This window comes from Mycobacterium liflandii (assembly GCF_022354805.1).
In the GTDB taxonomy this organism is placed as follows: domain Bacteria; phylum Actinomycetota; class Actinomycetes; order Mycobacteriales; family Mycobacteriaceae; genus Mycobacterium; species Mycobacterium marinum.
The window spans coordinates 4,271,524-4,288,079 of record NZ_CP023138.1 but is presented as its reverse complement, the minus strand read 5'-3'; the positions used below and the strand labels follow the sequence as shown (position 1 = coordinate 4,288,079).

Genomic DNA, 16,556 nt, shown 5'->3' with positions numbered 1-16,556 from the left:
TCTCAGAGCCCCAGGTCGGCCTCGAAAGCTCCCTCTTCGAGGCGGTGCTTGATGGTGGTGAGGAAACGTCCCGCATCAGCACCATCGACCAGGCGGTGATCGTAGGTCAGCGGGTGGTAGCACACGGAGCGGACGCCGATCGATTCGTTGCCGGTGTCGTCGACGACCACTCGCGGTCGTTTCACGATCGCCCCGGTACCCAACATGGCGGCCTGCGGCGGCACTAGAATCGGGGTATCGAACAAGGCGCCCTGGCTGCCGATGTTGGTGATGGTAAAGGTGCCACCGGACAACTCGTCGGGCTTGAGGTTGCCCGATCGAGCGCGGGCGGCGATGTCGGCGATCGCCCGTGCCAGCCCGGCCAACGACAGATCGCCGGCGTTGTGGATCACGGGGGAGAGCAGGCCCTGGTCGGTGTCGACGGCGAACCCGAGGTGCTCGGCGTCGTAGTAGGTGATCTCCTTGGTTTCCTCGTTGTAGCTGGCGTTGATGTTCGGGTGGATCTTGAGGGCGTCGATCACGGCACGGGCGATGAACGGCAAGAAGGTCAGGTTCACACCCTCCCGCTCGGCAAAGGACCCCTTGGCCCGGGCCCGCAGCGCCACGATCCTGGTCATGTCGACCTCATGGGTCTGAGTGAGCTGCGCGGTTGCCTGCAGGGATTCGCGGGTCTTGATCGCGGTGATCTGCCGAATCCGGCTGGCCTTCTGCTTGGTGCCCCGCAGGTGTGCCAGCGCCGCGGCCGCAGCCGGGGCTGCCGCCTTCGAAGGCGAGGCGGGAGCCGAAGCCTGAGCAGCCGCTGGCTTGGCCTCTGGTCGCTCTTTCTTCTTCTCGGCAGCGGCAAATACGTCTTGCTTGCGGATGCGACCGCCGACACCGGTGCCGGTCACCGAGTCGAGGTCGATGTTGTTCTCCTCGGCCAGTTTTCGGACCAGGGGAGTCACGTAGGGGGTGCCGTCGCCCGCACTTGGTGCCGGGGCGGCCGCGGGCTGCGGCGTTGCCGCGGGCGCAGGCTTGGGCTCGGGAGCCGCCTTGGGCTCGGGCGCGGCCTTGGGCTCAGGAGCGGCCTTGGTTTCGGGGGCCGCCTCGGGGGCGGGGGCCGGCTTGGACTCGGGCGGTGCGGCGGCCGCAGATCCGGAGCCGATCCGTGCCAACTCTCCGCCGACCTGGACGACGTCGTCCTCCTCGGCGGTGATGCTGAGCAGGACGCCGGCCACCGGTGACGGGATCTCGGTGTCCACCTTGTCGGTAGACACCTCCACCAGCGCTTCATCGACCTGAACCGAATCCCCGACCTTCTTCAGCCAGCGAGTTACGGTGCCCTCCGCCACCGACTCGCCCAGTTCGGGCATTAGCACCGGGGTCGCGTCGCCACCAGCAGCCGACGAGCCTCCGGATTGGGGTTTGGCTTCGGGTTGCGGCTCGGGCTCGGCCTCCGGTTCGGGCTGAGCCGCCGCGGCGGGCTCGGCCTCGAGCTCCGGTTGGGACGGCGCATCGCCGCCGCCACTCTCGGCCGCATCGCCGATGATGGCGAGCTCACCGCCGACCTCGACCGTGTCGTCCTCCTTGGCGACGATCTTGGTCAGCACGCCGGCGGCCGGCGAGGGAATTTCGGTGTCGACCTTGTCGGTAGAAACCTCAACGAGTGGCTCGTCGATCTCGACGGTGTCGCCCTCCTGCTTGAGCCACCGGGTGACGGTTCCCTCGGTGACGCTCTCACCGAGTGCCGGCATCTGGACTGAGAAGGCCATCGTTTTTGACTCCTAGATCGGTCGTCGGTAGGCATAGGCCGACCTCTGGCTTACCACACAGTCGTGCACCAGGTACGGAACCCAAGTTGATCTCGAAACCTATCCTGTCACTGTCGCTTGGTCGGCTCGCACCCAGGGCGTGGCGCTTGGCCCGCGGGGCTTGTGTATGGCGCTTGCTACGGTGTGGCGACTGATTGGCATAACAAGTCGCAGGTGGGCGGAGGTCCGATGCCGGCAACAAAACAAGCACCCCAGCAGTTCGTCGACAGCGCTGGTGGCGTGCGGATCGATGTCTATGAAGAGGGCAACCCCGACGGCCCGACGGTGGTGCTCGTGCACGGTTTTCCCGACTCTCACGTGTTGTGGGACGGGGTCGTTCCGCGTTTGGCCGAACGGTTCCGGATTCTGCGCTATGACAATCGCGGTGTCGGCCTGTCGTCGGCCCCCAAGGCCGTTTCTGCCTACACCACAGCGTGTTTGGCCGACGACTTCGCCGCCGTCATCGAAGCGCTCAGCCCCGGCCAGCCGGTACACGTACTGGGTCACGACTGGGGTTCGGTGGCGATTTGGGACTACTTGACCCGCTCCGGCGCGGCCGATCGGGTCGCGTCGTTCACGTCGGTGTCCGGCCCGAGCCAGGACCAGCTGGTCAACTACATATTCGGCGGTCTGCGCCAGCCGTGGCGGCCAAAAACCTTTGCTCGCGCACTCACCCAGGCGCTGCGGTTGAGCTACATGGCGCTGTTCTCGGTGCCGGTGTTGGCCCCGCTGGTGTTGCGGGCGACGCTGTCGCGTGCCTCGGTTCGGCGCAACATGGTCGACAACCTTCCCCTCGACCAGATTCACCATTCCGACAACTTGGCCAGCGATGCCGCCAACTCGGTGAAGACCTATCCGGCTAACTACTTTCGGGCCTTTTCTCGGCAGTCGCGCACACGCGGCGTGCCGGTCATCGACGTGCCGGTGCAACTCATCGTCAACACCAAGGACCCCTACGTGCGGCCCTACGGGTACGACGAAACCGCGCGCTGGGTGCCGCGGTTGTGGCGCCGCGACATCAAAGCAGGTCATTTTTCGCCGATGTCGCATCCGCAGGTGATGGCGGCAGCGGTGCACGACTTCGCCGACCTGGTTGACGGCAAGCCGCCGAGCCGCGCTCTGCTGCGGGCCCAGGTTGGCCGTCCCCGCAAGTACTTCGGTGACACCCTGGTGGCGGTCACCGGGGCGGGCAGCGGAATTGGCCGGGAAACCGCCCTCGCGTTCGCGCGCGAGGGCGCCGAAGTTGTGCTCAGCGACATCGACGAGGCCACCGTGAAGGACACCGCCGCCGAAATCGCCGCGCGCGGTGGTGTTGCCCACCCCTATGTGCTCGATGTATCCGACACCGAGGCGGTCGAGGCGTTCGCGGATCAGGTCAGCGCCACGCACGGGCTGCCCGACATCGTCGTCAACAACGCCGGCGTCGGCCAGGCGGGGAGGTTCTTGGACACTCCCGCAGAGCAGTTCGACCGGGTGCTCGACGTCAACCTGGGTGGTGTGGTCAACGGCTGCCGAGCCTTTGGTCAGCGTCTGGTTGAGCGCGGTACCGGAGGCCACATCGTCAATGTGTCGTCGATGGCCGCATACGCCCCGCTGCAGTCATTGAGCGCCTACTGCACCTCAAAGGCGGCGACGTTCATGTTCTCGGACTGTCTGCGTGCCGAACTCGATGCGGCCGATGTCGGCCTGACCACCATCTGTCCCGGCGTCATCAACACCAATATCGTCAACACCACCCGCTTCGACGCGCCGCCCGGCAAAGGCGGCGACCAACTGGACGGCCGGCGTGGACAGATCGACAAGATGTTTGCGCTACGCAGCTATGGGCCGGACAAGGTCGCCAAAGCGATTGTGTCCGCCGTCAAGAAGAACAAGCCGATCCGGCCGGTAGCTCCGGAGGCCTACGCGCTCTACGGCATCTCCCGAGTGCTGCCCCCGGCGCTGCGAAGCACCGCACGCATGCGGGTCATCTGACGCGTCAGACGCTCGCCGCTGCACCTTCGGACCGCCGCGCGAGCACCGCGCCGGCTATTCCGCCGGCCCCGATGACCGCCAGCGGTATCGCCCACATGCCCCTGCTGGACACCGCCGACTGACATTGCGCGACGACGTCGGTGTGCGGGATGACCTGGTTGGGGATCGGTATGTTGGCGCCATTGCTGTTGTTTGCGTCCCCGCTGCGGACAGGTCAGCCGCCAGGCCGCTGCCGCAAGACACGGAGCCGCCGTCGCCCTTGGATGCCGTCACCGGCACCAACAGCCCAATCGCGCCAGCCACCAAGAGCACGGCGGCTACGGCGATGATCAACCGTCGCACAGTCACAGTCCGGCCATGGGCCGCAGTATCGCCGTCGGTGACCGGACTAACCGCTGTGCTCCTTGGCTAAACCGGCGGTATTTGCGGTGGCAGGAGTTTCGCGATCTTCGCGCTGCGGGTTCAGCCGTTAGCCGCGATGTCCTCGAGCACCGCGAACATGGTGCGGGTCGGCACGCCGGTGGCTCCCTTGGGCGTGTAGCCCCAGGCGCTACCGGTGTTGTACGCCGGGCCGGCCACATCGATATGTGCCCAGTCCACCGCATCGGCGACGAACTCCCGCAAGAACACCCCAGCGACCAACATGCCGGCAAAGCGCTGCCCACTGACATTGGCCAGGTCGGCCACCGTGGATTTCAGGTCGTCCTTGAGTTCGTCCGGCAGCGGCATGGGCCAACCGTTCTCACCCACCTGTTGGGAGATCGCCGCGACCCGGTCGCGGAACTCGTCGCTGCCCATGACTCCGGGGATACGCGCACCCAAGGCCACGGTCTGGGCTCCGGTCAACGTCGAGGTCTCGATCAGATAGTCCGGGTTGTCCTCACACGCCCGAACGATGGCATCGGCCAGGATCAGCCGGCCCTCCGCGTCGGTGTTGAGCACCTCGACCGTGGTTCCGCCGTACTGCGTCAGCACGTCGCCGGGCCGCTGTGCCGTGGCCGAAGGCATGTTTTCGGCGATCGGCACCGTGGCGATCACGTCGATCGGCAACTCCAGCTGGGCCGCCAGCGCGACGGTCGCGATCACCGCGGCCGCGCCACCCATGTCCGAGGTCATGTAATGCATCGACGCGGCCGGCTTGATCGAGATCCCGCCGGTATCAAAGGTCACTCCCTTGCCGACCAGGGCGACCTTCTTGGCCCGTCTGGGGTTCTTGGCCAGCCGCGATCCCCGGTGGGTCAACCGCACCAGCCGCGGCGGGCGGGACGAGCCCTGACCGACACCGACCAGCCCGCCGTATCCGGCTTTTTGCAGTGCCTTCTCGTCGAGCACTTGGACTTCGAGTCCGACCGACTCGCCCAGAACTTTGGCCCGTCGCGCCAACTCGGCGGGATAGAGGTGGCTGGGCGGCGTGTTCACCAGGTCGCGGGCGGTGGCGACGGCGGTTGCCACGGCTGCACCGTGCGCGCAGTGCTTCCGGGCGTCTTTGGCCGTCGTCAGCACGGTGATCTTGTGCAGCCCGGCATCTTTGGGTGCCGTCTTGGCGCTACGGAAGGCGCTGAACCGATAGCTGCCCAGGATCAGACCCTCGACGGCCGCGGCGCAGACACCGTCGCCGGGCAAGTCCGCCAACGTGGTCACCACTGCCTTCGCAGTGCCGAGCGCACGCGCGGCAGCGCCGGCGGCACGACGCACCGCGTCCGGTGTCCACTCATAGCGGGGTTTGCCCAGGCCCACCGTCAGCACGCTGCTCACCGGAAGCGACGACACCACGAGCCGGTGCACCTGGTCACTGGCGCCGGTAGCGTCCAGGGCCCGCAGGCCCGCCTCGATCTCGGCGATCGTATCCGCGCTCAGGAATGGCTCCGCGGAGGCGACGACGGCGCCTGGCCGCTCGCCGGACTGCTCATCGTCGCCGGTCGAGACGACCGGCACGATCAGCACGGATGAACTCACACCACGCTTCGGCAACGAGGTGGCGACATGGACGGTGGGGATTTGGTCACCCGATTCGGCGGTCACGGGCAATTACCCTAGTCACCGCAGCGCGGGCCTGCTTGCCCACCGTCTGGTCGATCGGCGTTGCCTTGCAGTTCGAATGCATTCACCGGGTCGTCAAATCGCTTGAGCGTCAATGGGCCCTGGGGGATCGTGGGCCAATCCGGCAGTTGGTCATGCAACGCCGCATCGGCGAGGACTTGTCCCGGCGCCGCGGCCGCCACCAGACGCGCGGCCAAGTTGACCGGCGTGCCGAAGTAGTCCCCGTTGATGGCCAGTGCGGTGCCGTAGGCAAGTCCGGCCCGCACCTGCAATCCTTCTTCGCGTGCTCTGGGGTGGTGGACCAGGTCGACCGCCGCCTGCGCGAGCCGTTGTGGTGTCGAACTAACCCACATCACCGCGTCACCGATGAACTTCACCACCCGGCCCCCGTCGGCGTGCACCACGTCGGCTACGGCCGCGCCAAACTCGTTGAGCAGGCCCTGTAGCTCCGTCGGCGTCAGCGTTTGGGTCAATACCGTGAAGCTCGACAGATCGGCAAAACCGATGCCGCACACCACGCTGGCCGATGCATCACGAGTGACGCCTTCGAAGTGAGTCCGGGCGCTGGTCAGGTGATGGCGGTGCACGATGTCGATCAGGGTGCCGATGCGGGGGACAAACTCGGCGACCGCGCGGTAGGCCTGCGCCGTGGCCAGTTCGTCATTGGTGTACGTCATTTGGATGTCCGGTGTCCCCGCGCGGATCATCGTCGATTCGGCCTAGGCCAGCCGGGCCATGGCCGCGCCGAGCACCCGCAACAGCCCGAACGCGCCGTCCTCACCCACCACCGATTTCACGGCGAGCCAGGTTGCCAGCGCATCGACGTCGGCCTGGCTCAGGGTGGGTACGTCGGGACCGGCGACGGTGAGACCTAGCAGGGCCCAGATGTGAGCGATGTCGTCGGCAGATAGCCCGAGTTGCTCGCCGGCGGCCGTCAGGGTGTAGATCGGGGGGCCTGGCCATTGCAGGACATCGCCGGCGAGGCCGAATAGCCGTCCCCGCCGTTCGGCCTCGGCCATTTCCTCGAGGGTGAAGCCAAGGTCATCGAGGTACTTGATCAGATCGGCCCGCTCCCGGGGGTTAGCGATTCCGGCAGCTTCGAGCGCCTCGAAGTCGAGGGGGTCGGGAGAACCGGACACCTGCCCAAGTGTGCCAGCAGCCGGACCGATTAGGGTGAGACGCCGTGAGTGACGCGCCAGAGTTGATGCAGGGACCGTTGGAAGACCGCCACCGCGCGCTGGGCGCAAGCTTCGCCGAATTCGGCGGCTGGCTGATGCCGGTGTCCTACGCCGGGACGGTCAGCGAGCACAATGCCACCCGCAACGCCGCCGGCTTGTTCGACGTCAGCCACCTCGGTAAGGCACTGGTTCGCGGGCCGGGTGCGGCGGAGTTCGTCAACTCCGCGCTTACCAACGATCTACGCCGCATCGGGCCGGGCAAGGCGCAATACACCTTGTGCTGCAACGAATCCGGTGGCGTGATTGACGACTTGATCGCCTACTACGTTGCCGACGACGAAATCTTCCTGGTGCCCAACGCCGCCAACACCGCCGCGGTGGTCGCAGCCTTGCAGGCGGCGGCGCCGAGCGGTTTGACCATCACCGACCTGCATCGCTCCTACGCGGTGCTGGCGGTGCAGGGGCCGCGTTCGACCGAGGTGCTGGCCGCGCTCGGCCTGCCCACTGAGATGGATTACATGGGCTATGCCGACTCGTCGTACAACGGGGTATCGGTTCGGGTCTGCCGCACCGGGTACACCGGCGAGCACGGCTATGAGCTGCTACCGCCGTGGGAGTCCGCCGGCGTGGTCTTCGACGCCCTGGCGGCCGCCGTTTCCGAAGTGGGCGGCGAGCCGGCCGGCCTGGGCGCGCGCGACACGCTGCGCACCGAAATGGGCTACCCCCTGCACGGGCATGAACTGTCGCTCGACATTTCGCCGTTGCAGGCCCGATGTGGGTGGGCGATCGGCTGGAAGAAGGACGCGTTCTTTGGCCGGGAAGCGTTGTTGGCGGAGAAAGCGGCCGGCCCGCGCCGCTTGCTCCGGGGGTTGCGTATGGTCGGCCGCGGTGTGTTGCGTCCGGGCCTGACGGTGCTCAACGGCTCCACCCCGGTCGGGGTCACCACATCGGGGACATTCTCGCCAACCTTGCAGATCGGTATCGCGCTTGCGCTGATTGACACCGACGCGGGTGTGGAAGACGGCCAGCAAATCACCGTCGACGTGCGAGGCCGTGCCGTCGAGTGCGAAGTGGTGCGTCCGCCCTTCGTCGAGGCCAAGACGCGGTAGGGCGCCCAATCACGTGGCAAAAACCAGTTGGCACAGCGATATACAATCGTGGCCATGACCAGGGGGTCCCAACAGTTCACCGTGACGCGCGCGACAACTCCGGCCACCGAGGCTGAGCGCGTATCAATTCTGGCTGACCCCGGCTTCGGCCGCTATCACACCGACCACATGGTGTCGATCGATTTCGACGAGGGTGTGGGCTGGCACAATCCGCGGGTCATCGGCTACGGCCCGATCGAGTTGGACCCGTCGGCGGTCGTGTTGCACTACGCGCAGGAAGTTTTCGAAGGTCTCAAGGCCTATCGCTGGGCGGACGGCTCGATTGTGTCGTTTCGGGCCTGGGCCAATGCGGCGCGCTTGCGCTCCTCGGCCCGGCGGATGGCGATTCCCGAGCTGCCCGAAGAGCTGTTCATCGAATCGCTGACCCAACTCATCGCCGTCGATAACGTCTGGGTGCCGCCGGCCGGTGGCGAGGAGGCGCTCTACCTGCGGCCATTCATCATCGCCACCGAGCCGGGACTCGGGGTGCGCCCGGCCAAGCAGTACCGGTACCTGTTGATCGCCTCGCCGGCCGGCGCGTACTTCAAGGGCGGTATCAATCCGGTCAGTGTCTGGGTGTCGACCGACTACGTGCGTGCTTGCCCCGGAGGAACCGGCGCCGCCAAGTTCGGCGGCAACTACGCCGCGTCGCTGCTGGCTCAGGCCGAAGCCACCGAGAACGGTTGCGACCAGGTGGTGTGGCTGGATTCCGTGGAACGGCGCTACGTCGAGGAGATGGGTGGGATGAACATCTTCTTCGTGCTCGGCAAGGGGGGGTCGGCCAGACTGGTAACCCCAGAGCTATCCGGCTCGCTGCTGCCCGGCATCACCCGGGATTCGTTGCTGCAGTTGGCGCTTGACGCCGGATTCGCGGTGGAGGAGCGCAAGATCGACATCGCCGAGTGGCAGAAGAAGGCGGCGGCAGGCGAGATCACCGAGGTTTTCGCGTGCGGTACCGCAGCCGTGATCACCCCGGTCTCGCGGGTGAAGTACGGCGACGGCGAGTTCACCATCGCCGACGGTCAACCTGGCGAGGTGACGATGGCGTTGCGTGACACGTTGACCGGGATCCAGCGGGGTACTTTTGCCGACACCCACGGCTGGATGTCGCGGCTAAGTTAGAACTGTTGCGAGGTTGCCGGGCTCGGGCCGGTGCGCGCTGGCGTGGCAGCCCGGCCGGATCGGGGATGGCGCGGGCCGGCGATGTGCCGGGTGCAGGCTTGGGTACCGGCCGCGGCGGTCTGCCGCCGTGTGGCGGGTCAGTGCCAGACCCAGCCCCGGAGCGGTGCCGGTGACCAGGCGGTGTGCACCCCGCCTGGCCCGACTCAGCCGGCGCATCGGGGCCTTCTCGACGAGCTGACTCTGCGCTTCGATCGTTTGGCTTAGTCCCGGGGCGCGCAGGCTGGCGACGGCGGCGATGATGGCCAAGGTCAGCGAGACGAGGACTGGGCCGATGGTTGCGTGCCGCTGCGCGAGTTCACCCAGTACGGCTCCCAGCAGCGTGGACACCACCGCGGCCAAGGTCGCTCCAAAGCAGATCAGCGTCGCGCGGTGTTGTTCGGGAGCAAACATGCTGATCCACGAAATGGAGGCCGCGACCACGGTTTGGGCGGCGACGGTCGCCAGGAGGAACGCCGTGCCGTATGCCCACATCTGGGTCCACTGGCCGCACAGCTCGGCGACGATGCACACCAACGCGGCGGCGATGCTGAACAGTGAGCTACCCAACAGCATGCCGCGCACGCCGAACCGGCGGTTCACCGCTCGCCACAGCAGCGAACCGATAACCAACGCGATGCTCGAAAGGATCACCAGGACGTGCAGGCTGCCGCTCGACTGGGCGGCGCGCAGGCTGAAGAACGTGGTACCCAGGCTGATGGGAGCGAACAACAGATAGGTGGTCGCATACCGACGGAACCATGGCTCGCGGCGGGCGATCTCGAAGCCCTGACGGTAGATATCGCGCAGCGGCAACCGGACGGTGGGTGCGCTGGACGCTGACCGCATCGGACCGACGAACAGCGCCGCAACGCCGGCGACAATCATGCTCGCGGCACCCAGCCAGAGCAGATCGTGGTAGCGCGCCATCTCGTCACCGTGGGCCAGTCTCGGCACAATCACCAACGTGACGCCGGTGGCCAACAGCGATCCGAAGGCCCCTTGGGTGCGCAGTAGCTCGCCGCGGCGCAACACGGACAACTTGTTGGAGATCATGTCGGTGTAGGCGACACCGGAAACCCCGGCGACGACACCGCTGGCGGTCGCGGTCACGAAGAAAACCGCGGCGACCAGCGCGCCGGTCCAGGGAACTGCGGCGTTGGCCAGGATCAGGGTTGCGGCACTCGCCGATATCGCGGCCATCAGCAAGTGCCGGTACTGGCCGAAGCGCTGCAAAATCAACGGGGAGACCGAGTTGCCCAGAATCGCGCCGATGCTGAATGCCGGAAATAACAGCCCGGCCACCCAAGTAAGTCCCTGATGCGCACAAATGACCGGCAGAACCACGGCGCCGCTGCCCATCTGCATCCCCGCCGAGTAGAAGCTACCCTGGGTTACCAGTCGTCCGAACGGGGTTCTGGGGTTCGAGCCGACCAGCCGTGATGCGGTCATGTCAAGAGACTTTACGTCCGCGTGATCCAAAATAGGGTCCACTAATCGGACATTAATCAGATATTGCCGGTGCAATCCCGTGTCCACCGATCGGAGGAATCTCCATTAGTCCTGCGGACCGGCTCAAAAAATGCTGGTTGGTCGGAATCTGACCAACCCAACTTGGCACCAATCTAGCGTTTTCAGCTTCTACAAACGTACCAGAGCCGCCAACACCACGGCAGTCACCGTGGTGGCTAGCTCAATCGCGCAACCCAGCACGTCGCCGGTGATGCCGCCGAACCGTCGGACACAATGCCTGATCAGCAGGGTGCCGGCGCAGACCGCGGCCACCACCGCGGCAGGGCCCTGCCATGGCCGCGGAGCCGCGGCCAGCGAAGCGAACAGCAGCACAGCAAGCCACGCCACCAGCACCGATATGGGCTGGGTGCCGGCGACCCGAGAGCCCAAGCTACTGCCCGCGGCCGCCGGTACCGACCGCCGGCAGCCCAGTACCGCGGTGACCCGGCCGGCAAAGACCGCCACGGCGATGCCCGCGATTCCGCGGCTGCCTGCCGCGCTCAGTGTCGAAAACGCCGACCCCTGCACGGCAATGACCAACACGACCGCGGCCACCCCGAACGGTCCGGTCGAACCGTCGCGCATGACGGCCAAGGCCCGTTGTGGTGGCCGGTAGCAGCCGAGCCCGTCAGCCGTGTCGGCGACGGCGTCGATGTGCAGACCGCGGGTGGCCAGCAGTAGCACCGCCACCGCGAGCAGTCCGGGCAGCGGGCTGACCGGGCCGAACACCAGCGATGCGGACCACGTGACGCCGGCGGCAAGTCCGCCCAGCACGACGCCGACAACCGGCAGTGCCGTCATCGCCCCGCGCCCCATCGGTGCGGCGACCGAGGCAGGGACGGGTATGACCGTGCCAAAGGAGAGAGCTGTTGCCAGCGAACGAATCACGATTCAGGTGGCTCGGTGGCGCCGGCGTCGTCGCACGCCGTGGACACCCCGGCTTCGGCGAAGGTCGCCATCGATGACAGCGCTGCCACGGCGGCGCGCAGCACCGGTAGGGCAACGGTGGCGCCGGTGCCTTCGCCCAACCGCATTCGCAGATCCACCACTGGGTCCAGCGCCAGCGCCGTCAGTGCCAGCTGATGGCCGGGTTCGGTGGAGCGGTGGCCGGCTTGCCACCATTGCCGGGCGCCGGGGGCCAGGCGTTCGGCGACCAGCGCTGCCGCGGTGACTGCCATGCCGTCGAGCAGCAGCGGGGTACGCCGGACCGCGGCCTGCGCGCAGAAGCCCGCCATGGCGGCCAGGTCCGCGCCGCCGCAGCAGCGCAGCAACGCGACGGGGTCAGGCAACACTCGCGCGGACCGAAACAGCGCATCGCGTACCGCCGCGGTCTTGCGTGACCAGGTCGCATCGTCGACTCCGGTTCCGAAGCCGACCACGGCAACCGGCTCGGTGTTGGTCAGCGCCGCCACCAGGACCGCGGCCGGGGTGGTGTTACCGATTCCCATGTCACCGGCGATCAGCAGGTCGGCGCCAGCGTCGACCTCGGCATCGGCGATCTGCTGACCGGCCGCGATCGCGGCGGCGGTCTGGTCGTCGGTCAATGCGTCCTCGGTGGCGATATCACCACTGCCGCGCCGCACCTTGTGGGCGCCGATCTGCTCCGAGAGCGCTTCCGCGTCGACAGCCAGATCCACCACCCGTACCGTGGCGCCCGCGACGTCGGCAAGCGCGTTGATGGCGGCTCCGCCACCGTCGATATTGGCGACCATCTGGGCGGTGACATCCGGGGGATAGGCCGACACCCCGGACCGGGTGACACCGTGGTCACCGGCGAATACCACCACGCGGGCGCGCTGGAACTGCCGCGGCGGGCACTGGCCCTGGCACGAGGCGACCCACGCAGACAGGTCCTCGAGCCGCCCCAGCGCACCCCGCGGCTTGGTCAGCGCGTCCTGGCGAGCCCGCGCTGCCGCCTCGGCGAGGGCGTCGGGTGCTGAGATTGGTGCGAACCCGATCATGCGCGCGACGGTTTGATCGGGACGGCTTGGCCGGCCACCACCAGCACCACGCGGTCACACAGTGCCGCCATTCGCTGGTTGAGGGTGCCCAACTCGTCGGTGAACCGGCGCCCGGATGCGGTCGCCGGCACCACGGTCAGCCCCACTTCCGGGCTGACCAGGACCAGCGTCGATCCGAATTCGCCGACGGCGGCCAGCATGTCGTCGATGGTGTCTTGCAGGGCGGCCGGTGGGGAGCCGCCCTCCCAGGCGCGGTGGCTGTCCATGGCGCTGGTCAACCACGTACCGAGATCGTCGACGAGAGTGGGCGTGTCCGGCACTTGCCGCAATTGGGTCGTGATGTCGTCAGTTTCGACCGTTGACCAGTGTCCGGGCCGGCGATCGCGGTGCCTGGCGACGCGCTGATCCCAGTCCTGCGATGCGGCTGAGTCGGAGTCGGTGGCCGGTCCGGAGGCCAGATAACGGACCGGCTGTTCGGGCGTAAGCGAGTCCGCAATGGTCTCCTCTGCCCAGCGGGACTTGCCCGACCTGATCCCACCGAGAACCAGTGTGCGCATGAGTGGTCAAACAGCTTTCCGGTGAGTACTAATCGACACTGGCGCCGCGCTCGACCTTGGGCCGGGGCGCCCGCATCCTGCGCATTTGAGACGCGCGGCCGGCCGCGTACAGGCCCAGCTTCCAACGGCCTTCGGTGTTGTTCGGGAACTTGACGTCGACCAGGTTGCTGACTTTGCGGGCCAAAATGATGCCGTCAATGGTCATCAGCGGCATCAGCGCCATCAGCACCAGCATTGCCGGCGACATGTAAAGCTGCAGCTGCGGGACGGCGAACATGGCGAAGAGCAGCGCCAGCGCAGACGGCATGAACAGACCGAGCAGGTTGCGCCGGGCATCCACCACATCGCGGACGTACCGGCGTACCGGCCCTTGATCGCGGGGCAACAGGTATGCCTCGTCGCCGGCCATCATGCGCTCCCGGCGTTCGGCCATCCGGGCCCGGCCGGCCGCCTTTTCCGCCTTGCGCTCCTCGCGACTGAGTTTGGGCCGGGCCAGCTTCTTACGCCGGGCCCGCGCCTCTGCGCTGGTCATAGGCGCCGGAACGACCGGGCCCTTCTTGGATCGCGTGGCGTCGTTGCGTTTCGGTGTGGGCCGGCCCTTGGGGCCGGTCGTCTTCGGTCCGCGAGAAGTTGCCGATGATGAGGTATCCCCGGAGTTCGCCGCCGACTCGTCGGCGTGGTCGGATGCGGCCGAAATGTCGGCGCCTTCGTCATGGTCTTTCTTGCGGCCCAGCAGCTTCACAACCGACAGGTTACTTCGCGAGAGCCCAGTCCCCGGAATTGTGCCGGTGTTACCCAGCGCCGGTGTAGCGGTTGGCCCTACTCTTGCTTGTGATGAACGGCTCCCTCGCCTCGGATGCTGCCGCCGATGGCCTCGGGCCCGGCCGGATCCAGCTGCCCGCGATGCGGGTCCTGGTGGCCCCGGACTGCTATGGCGAAAGCCTGTCGGCTGTTGAAGCCGCGGCGGTCATTGCCACCGGCTGGACCCGCTCACGACCCAATGACTCCTTTATCGTGGCCCCACAATCCGACGGTGGTCCGGGGTTCATCGATGTGCTGCGCAGCCGGCTGGGTGGCGTCCGGAAGCTGCAGGTGTCCGGGCCACTGGACACCGCGGTCAGTGCGGAGTGGGTGTTTGAGCGATCTTCGGCGACCGCCTACCTGGAATGCGCCCAAGCCTGTGGTCTCTCGTTGCTGGGTGGTCCGCCGTCGCCCGAAACCGCGTTGGCGGCCCACAGCCGCGGAGTGGGCCAGCTCATTGATGCGGCGCTGGCCGCGGGAGCGCGGCGCATCGTGGTGGGGTTGGGCGGCAGCGCGTGCACCGACGGTGGCCACGGCATGATTACCGAGCTCGGCGGCCTGGATGCGGCCCGTGATCGGCTGGTCGGAATAGAGCTGATTGCCGCCTCTGACGCCGAGTACCCGCTGTTGGGCCCGTGGGGTTCGGCAAGGGTGTTCTCGCCGCAGAAGGGTGCTGACGCGGCCACCATCAGCGTGCTGGAGGGGCGCCTGGCGGCATGGGCGGTTGAGCTGGACGCGGCGGCCGGACGCGCGGTCAGTGCCGAGCCAGGGGCCGGGGCCGCCGGAGGAATCGGGGCGGGGCTACTTGCACTGCGGGGTCGATGCGAGTCCGGAGCCGCGATCATCGCTGAGCTCACGCATCTTGCCGACGACCTCGCCGACGCCGAGCTCATCGTCACCGGGGAGGGGCGGTTTGACGAACAATCGCTGCACGGAAAGGTGGTCGGTGAGATTGCTGCCGCGGCGCGGCCGCTGGGCATTCCGGTGATCGTGCTGGCGGGACAGGTGGACCTGGACAAATCCACGATCCGCCTGGCCGGGATCATGTCCGCGTTGTCCATCGCCGACTATGCGGGTTCGGTACGCCTGGCACTGGCTGACGCGGCGAACCAGCTGATGGGTTTGTCATCTGAGGTTGCCGCACGACTCGGGAATCGGGGACCTGCGGGGTACCGTTAATAGGACTGGGCTTCCCCCTGTGGCAGACCCCGGTTGGATTTCAGCCGGGCGGGCCCACCCAACGACGAAGCATGTAGGAGAAGCAATGACCGTGCAGAACGAGTCGGACGCAAAGACCCACGGCGTAATCCTGACCGAGGCTGCCGCCGCCAAGGCAAAATCCCTGCTCGACCAGGAGGGACGTGACGACCTGTCGCTGCGGATCGCGGTGCAGCCGGGCGGGTGCGCGGGCTTGCGCTACAACCTTTTCTTCGATGATCGGGCCCTCGACGGCGACCTGACCGCGGAGTTCGGTGGCGTGACCTTGACGGTGGACCGGATGAGCGCGCCCTACGTCGAAGGTGCGTTGATCGACTTCGTGGACACCATCGAGAAGCAGGGCTTCACCATCGACAACCCCAACGCCACCGGGTCCTGCGCCTGCGGGGATTCCTTTAACTGAGCAGCTAGTCGCAGCTGACCGGGCCGCCGCTGCGGCCCGGTCAGTACTGCCCGGCAGTGCGCAGCACGTACGAGCACACCATGATCTGGCCACGCTGAAAGAGCAGCTGTGCGATGCCTTGTACCTGGCCCTTGGGCGGGCCACCGGTGGCCGGCGTCACCTGCATCGTGAACAGCACCTGTGCCTGATACTGCGACCAATAGACGATCTTGTCGATCGACGTCACGTCGGCCTGGGAGAACTGCTTGCGAAAGGCGTCACTGCTGAGTTTGGCCAGCGCCTGATCGGAGCGCTTGTCCTTGACCCCGTTGTAGATCCCGCACAAGGCGTTACGGACGATGACATCAACGTCGCGGTGTTCGAGGGCGTTCAGGTAGCCCTGAATCGCGGTCTTGGCTGCGCCTTCGGACAACGTGCCGCTGCTGTTGCTCCCGTTGGTGCGAACCCCGTAGACAATCGTCGCGGTGAGCGCACCCACCAGCGCCAGCGCCAGCAACGTGCCGATCAGCAGCCGTTTGGGACGTCGATTCCGGTATCCGCCCGGCGCCGGGGGCAGGCCTGGGTAGCTAACCGGCAGTCGCGGCGGGCCATCGGCTGGCGGAACACCGAATGCCGGTTCGGCGCCGCCCAGGTCATGGGGGTACTCAAGGGGCTCGTTGGGCCCGTTCTCCGGGTATGGCATCGGTCCCTCCGTGCTGACGGCGGGGTTCGACGGGTGCGGACCGGCCATCGTGGTTCTCCTACGGTGGTGGACGGGACGACAGGCGGGGCTGCCGCCAGCGCGGGATTCCGGCAAAGCCGATGAGCTCCCTAGGC

At 67.1% G+C, this 16,556-nt stretch carries 13 protein-coding genes and 2 pseudogenes; 5 read left to right on the top strand and 10 right to left on the bottom strand.

What is annotated here, in order from left to right; genetic code table 11:
- Positions 1–2: 2 nt before the first annotated feature.
- Positions 3–1,751, bottom strand: a complete 1,749-nt coding sequence (sucB, locus tag CKW46_RS19085) for a 2-oxoglutarate dehydrogenase, E2 component, dihydrolipoamide succinyltransferase (protein WP_482052266.1) — start codon at positions 1,749–1,751, stop codon at positions 3–5.
- Positions 1,752–1,979: 228 nt separating this feature from the next.
- On the opposite strand from sucB, the gene CKW46_RS19080 reads away from it, so the two are divergent.
- Positions 1,980–3,764 carry an SDR family oxidoreductase gene (locus tag CKW46_RS19080; protein ID WP_482052265.1) on the top strand — a complete coding sequence of 595 codons (1,785 nt, stop codon included), beginning with the start codon at positions 1,980–1,982 and terminating at the stop codon, positions 3,762–3,764.
- A gap of 4 nt (positions 3,765–3,768) precedes the next feature.
- Here the strand turns inward: CKW46_RS19080 and CKW46_RS19075 are convergent.
- The 3 genes and pseudogenes from CKW46_RS19075 to CKW46_RS19065 form a co-directional block, all read right to left on the bottom strand.
- Positions 3,769–4,112, bottom strand: a pseudogene (locus CKW46_RS19075) (aminopeptidase).
- A gap of 114 nt (positions 4,113–4,226) precedes the next feature.
- Positions 4,227–5,786, bottom strand: coding sequence for a leucyl aminopeptidase (locus tag CKW46_RS19070; RefSeq protein ID WP_482052264.1), 1,560 nt, complete (start codon positions 5,784–5,786; stop codon positions 4,227–4,229).
- Positions 5,787–5,797: 11 nt separating this feature from the next.
- Positions 5,798–6,943, bottom strand: a pseudogene (locus CKW46_RS19065) (adenylate/guanylate cyclase domain-containing protein).
- A gap of 44 nt (positions 6,944–6,987) precedes the next feature.
- Here CKW46_RS19065 and gcvT point away from each other — a divergent pair.
- Both gcvT and CKW46_RS19055 read left to right on the top strand, forming a co-directional pair.
- Entirely contained in the window at positions 6,988–8,091 is a 1,104-nt protein-coding gene (gcvT, locus tag CKW46_RS19060) for a glycine cleavage system aminomethyltransferase GcvT (RefSeq protein WP_015356180.1), read from the top strand.
- Positions 8,092–8,145: 54 nt separating this feature from the next.
- The gene (locus tag CKW46_RS19055; RefSeq protein WP_482052263.1) at positions 8,146–9,252 is read left to right on the top strand and encodes a branched-chain amino acid aminotransferase; all 1,107 of its coding nucleotides are present in this window, start codon (positions 8,146–8,148) and stop codon (positions 9,250–9,252) included.
- On the opposite strand, the gene CKW46_RS19050 is transcribed toward CKW46_RS19055, so the two are convergent.
- From CKW46_RS19050 to CKW46_RS19030, 5 genes are all read right to left on the bottom strand, one after another.
- Positions 9,244–10,740: an MFS transporter gene (locus tag CKW46_RS19050; protein ID WP_482052262.1), complete on the bottom strand. Its 1,497-nt coding sequence runs from the start codon at positions 10,738–10,740 to the stop codon at positions 9,244–9,246. The two genes, CKW46_RS19055 and CKW46_RS19050, sit on opposite strands and share 9 nt — an antisense overlap.
- 189 nt (positions 10,741–10,929) lie before the next feature.
- The gene (locus CKW46_RS19045) at positions 10,930–11,688 is read right to left on the bottom strand and encodes an adenosylcobinamide-GDP ribazoletransferase (protein ID WP_482052261.1); all 759 of its coding nucleotides are present in this window, start codon (positions 11,686–11,688) and stop codon (positions 10,930–10,932) included.
- Positions 11,685–12,761 carry a nicotinate-nucleotide--dimethylbenzimidazole phosphoribosyltransferase gene (cobT, locus tag CKW46_RS19040; RefSeq protein WP_012394910.1) on the bottom strand — a complete coding sequence of 359 codons (1,077 nt, stop codon included), beginning with the start codon at positions 12,759–12,761 and terminating at the stop codon, positions 11,685–11,687. The genes CKW46_RS19045 and cobT overlap by 4 nt, the downstream gene beginning before the upstream one ends.
- Positions 12,758–13,318, bottom strand: coding sequence for a bifunctional adenosylcobinamide kinase/adenosylcobinamide-phosphate guanylyltransferase (locus CKW46_RS19035; RefSeq protein ID WP_117436108.1), 561 nt, complete (start codon positions 13,316–13,318; stop codon positions 12,758–12,760). Before CKW46_RS19035 ends, cobT begins: the two co-directional genes overlap by 4 nt.
- 28 nt (positions 13,319–13,346) lie before the next feature.
- Positions 13,347–14,015, bottom strand: coding sequence for a DUF3043 domain-containing protein (locus CKW46_RS19030; protein ID WP_482053445.1), 669 nt, complete (start codon positions 14,013–14,015; stop codon positions 13,347–13,349).
- A gap of 206 nt (positions 14,016–14,221) precedes the next feature.
- Between CKW46_RS19030 and CKW46_RS19025 the strand changes: the two genes are divergently transcribed.
- Together CKW46_RS19025 and CKW46_RS19020 are read left to right on the top strand one after the other, a co-directional pair.
- A complete protein-coding gene (locus tag CKW46_RS19025) occupies positions 14,222–15,298 on the top strand; it encodes a glycerate kinase family protein (protein ID WP_085981928.1) in 1,077 nt (358 codons plus the stop codon).
- Between the two features lie 85 nt (positions 15,299–15,383).
- Positions 15,384–15,740, top strand: coding sequence for an iron-sulfur cluster assembly accessory protein (locus tag CKW46_RS19020; protein WP_011741313.1), 357 nt, complete (start codon positions 15,384–15,386; stop codon positions 15,738–15,740).
- Between the two features lie 40 nt (positions 15,741–15,780).
- Here the strand turns inward: CKW46_RS19020 and CKW46_RS19015 are convergent, their stop codons facing one another.
- A complete protein-coding gene (locus CKW46_RS19015) occupies positions 15,781–16,470 on the bottom strand; it encodes an Rv0361 family membrane protein (protein ID WP_482052260.1) in 690 nt (229 codons plus the stop codon).
- Positions 16,471–16,556: the final 86 nt, after the last annotated feature.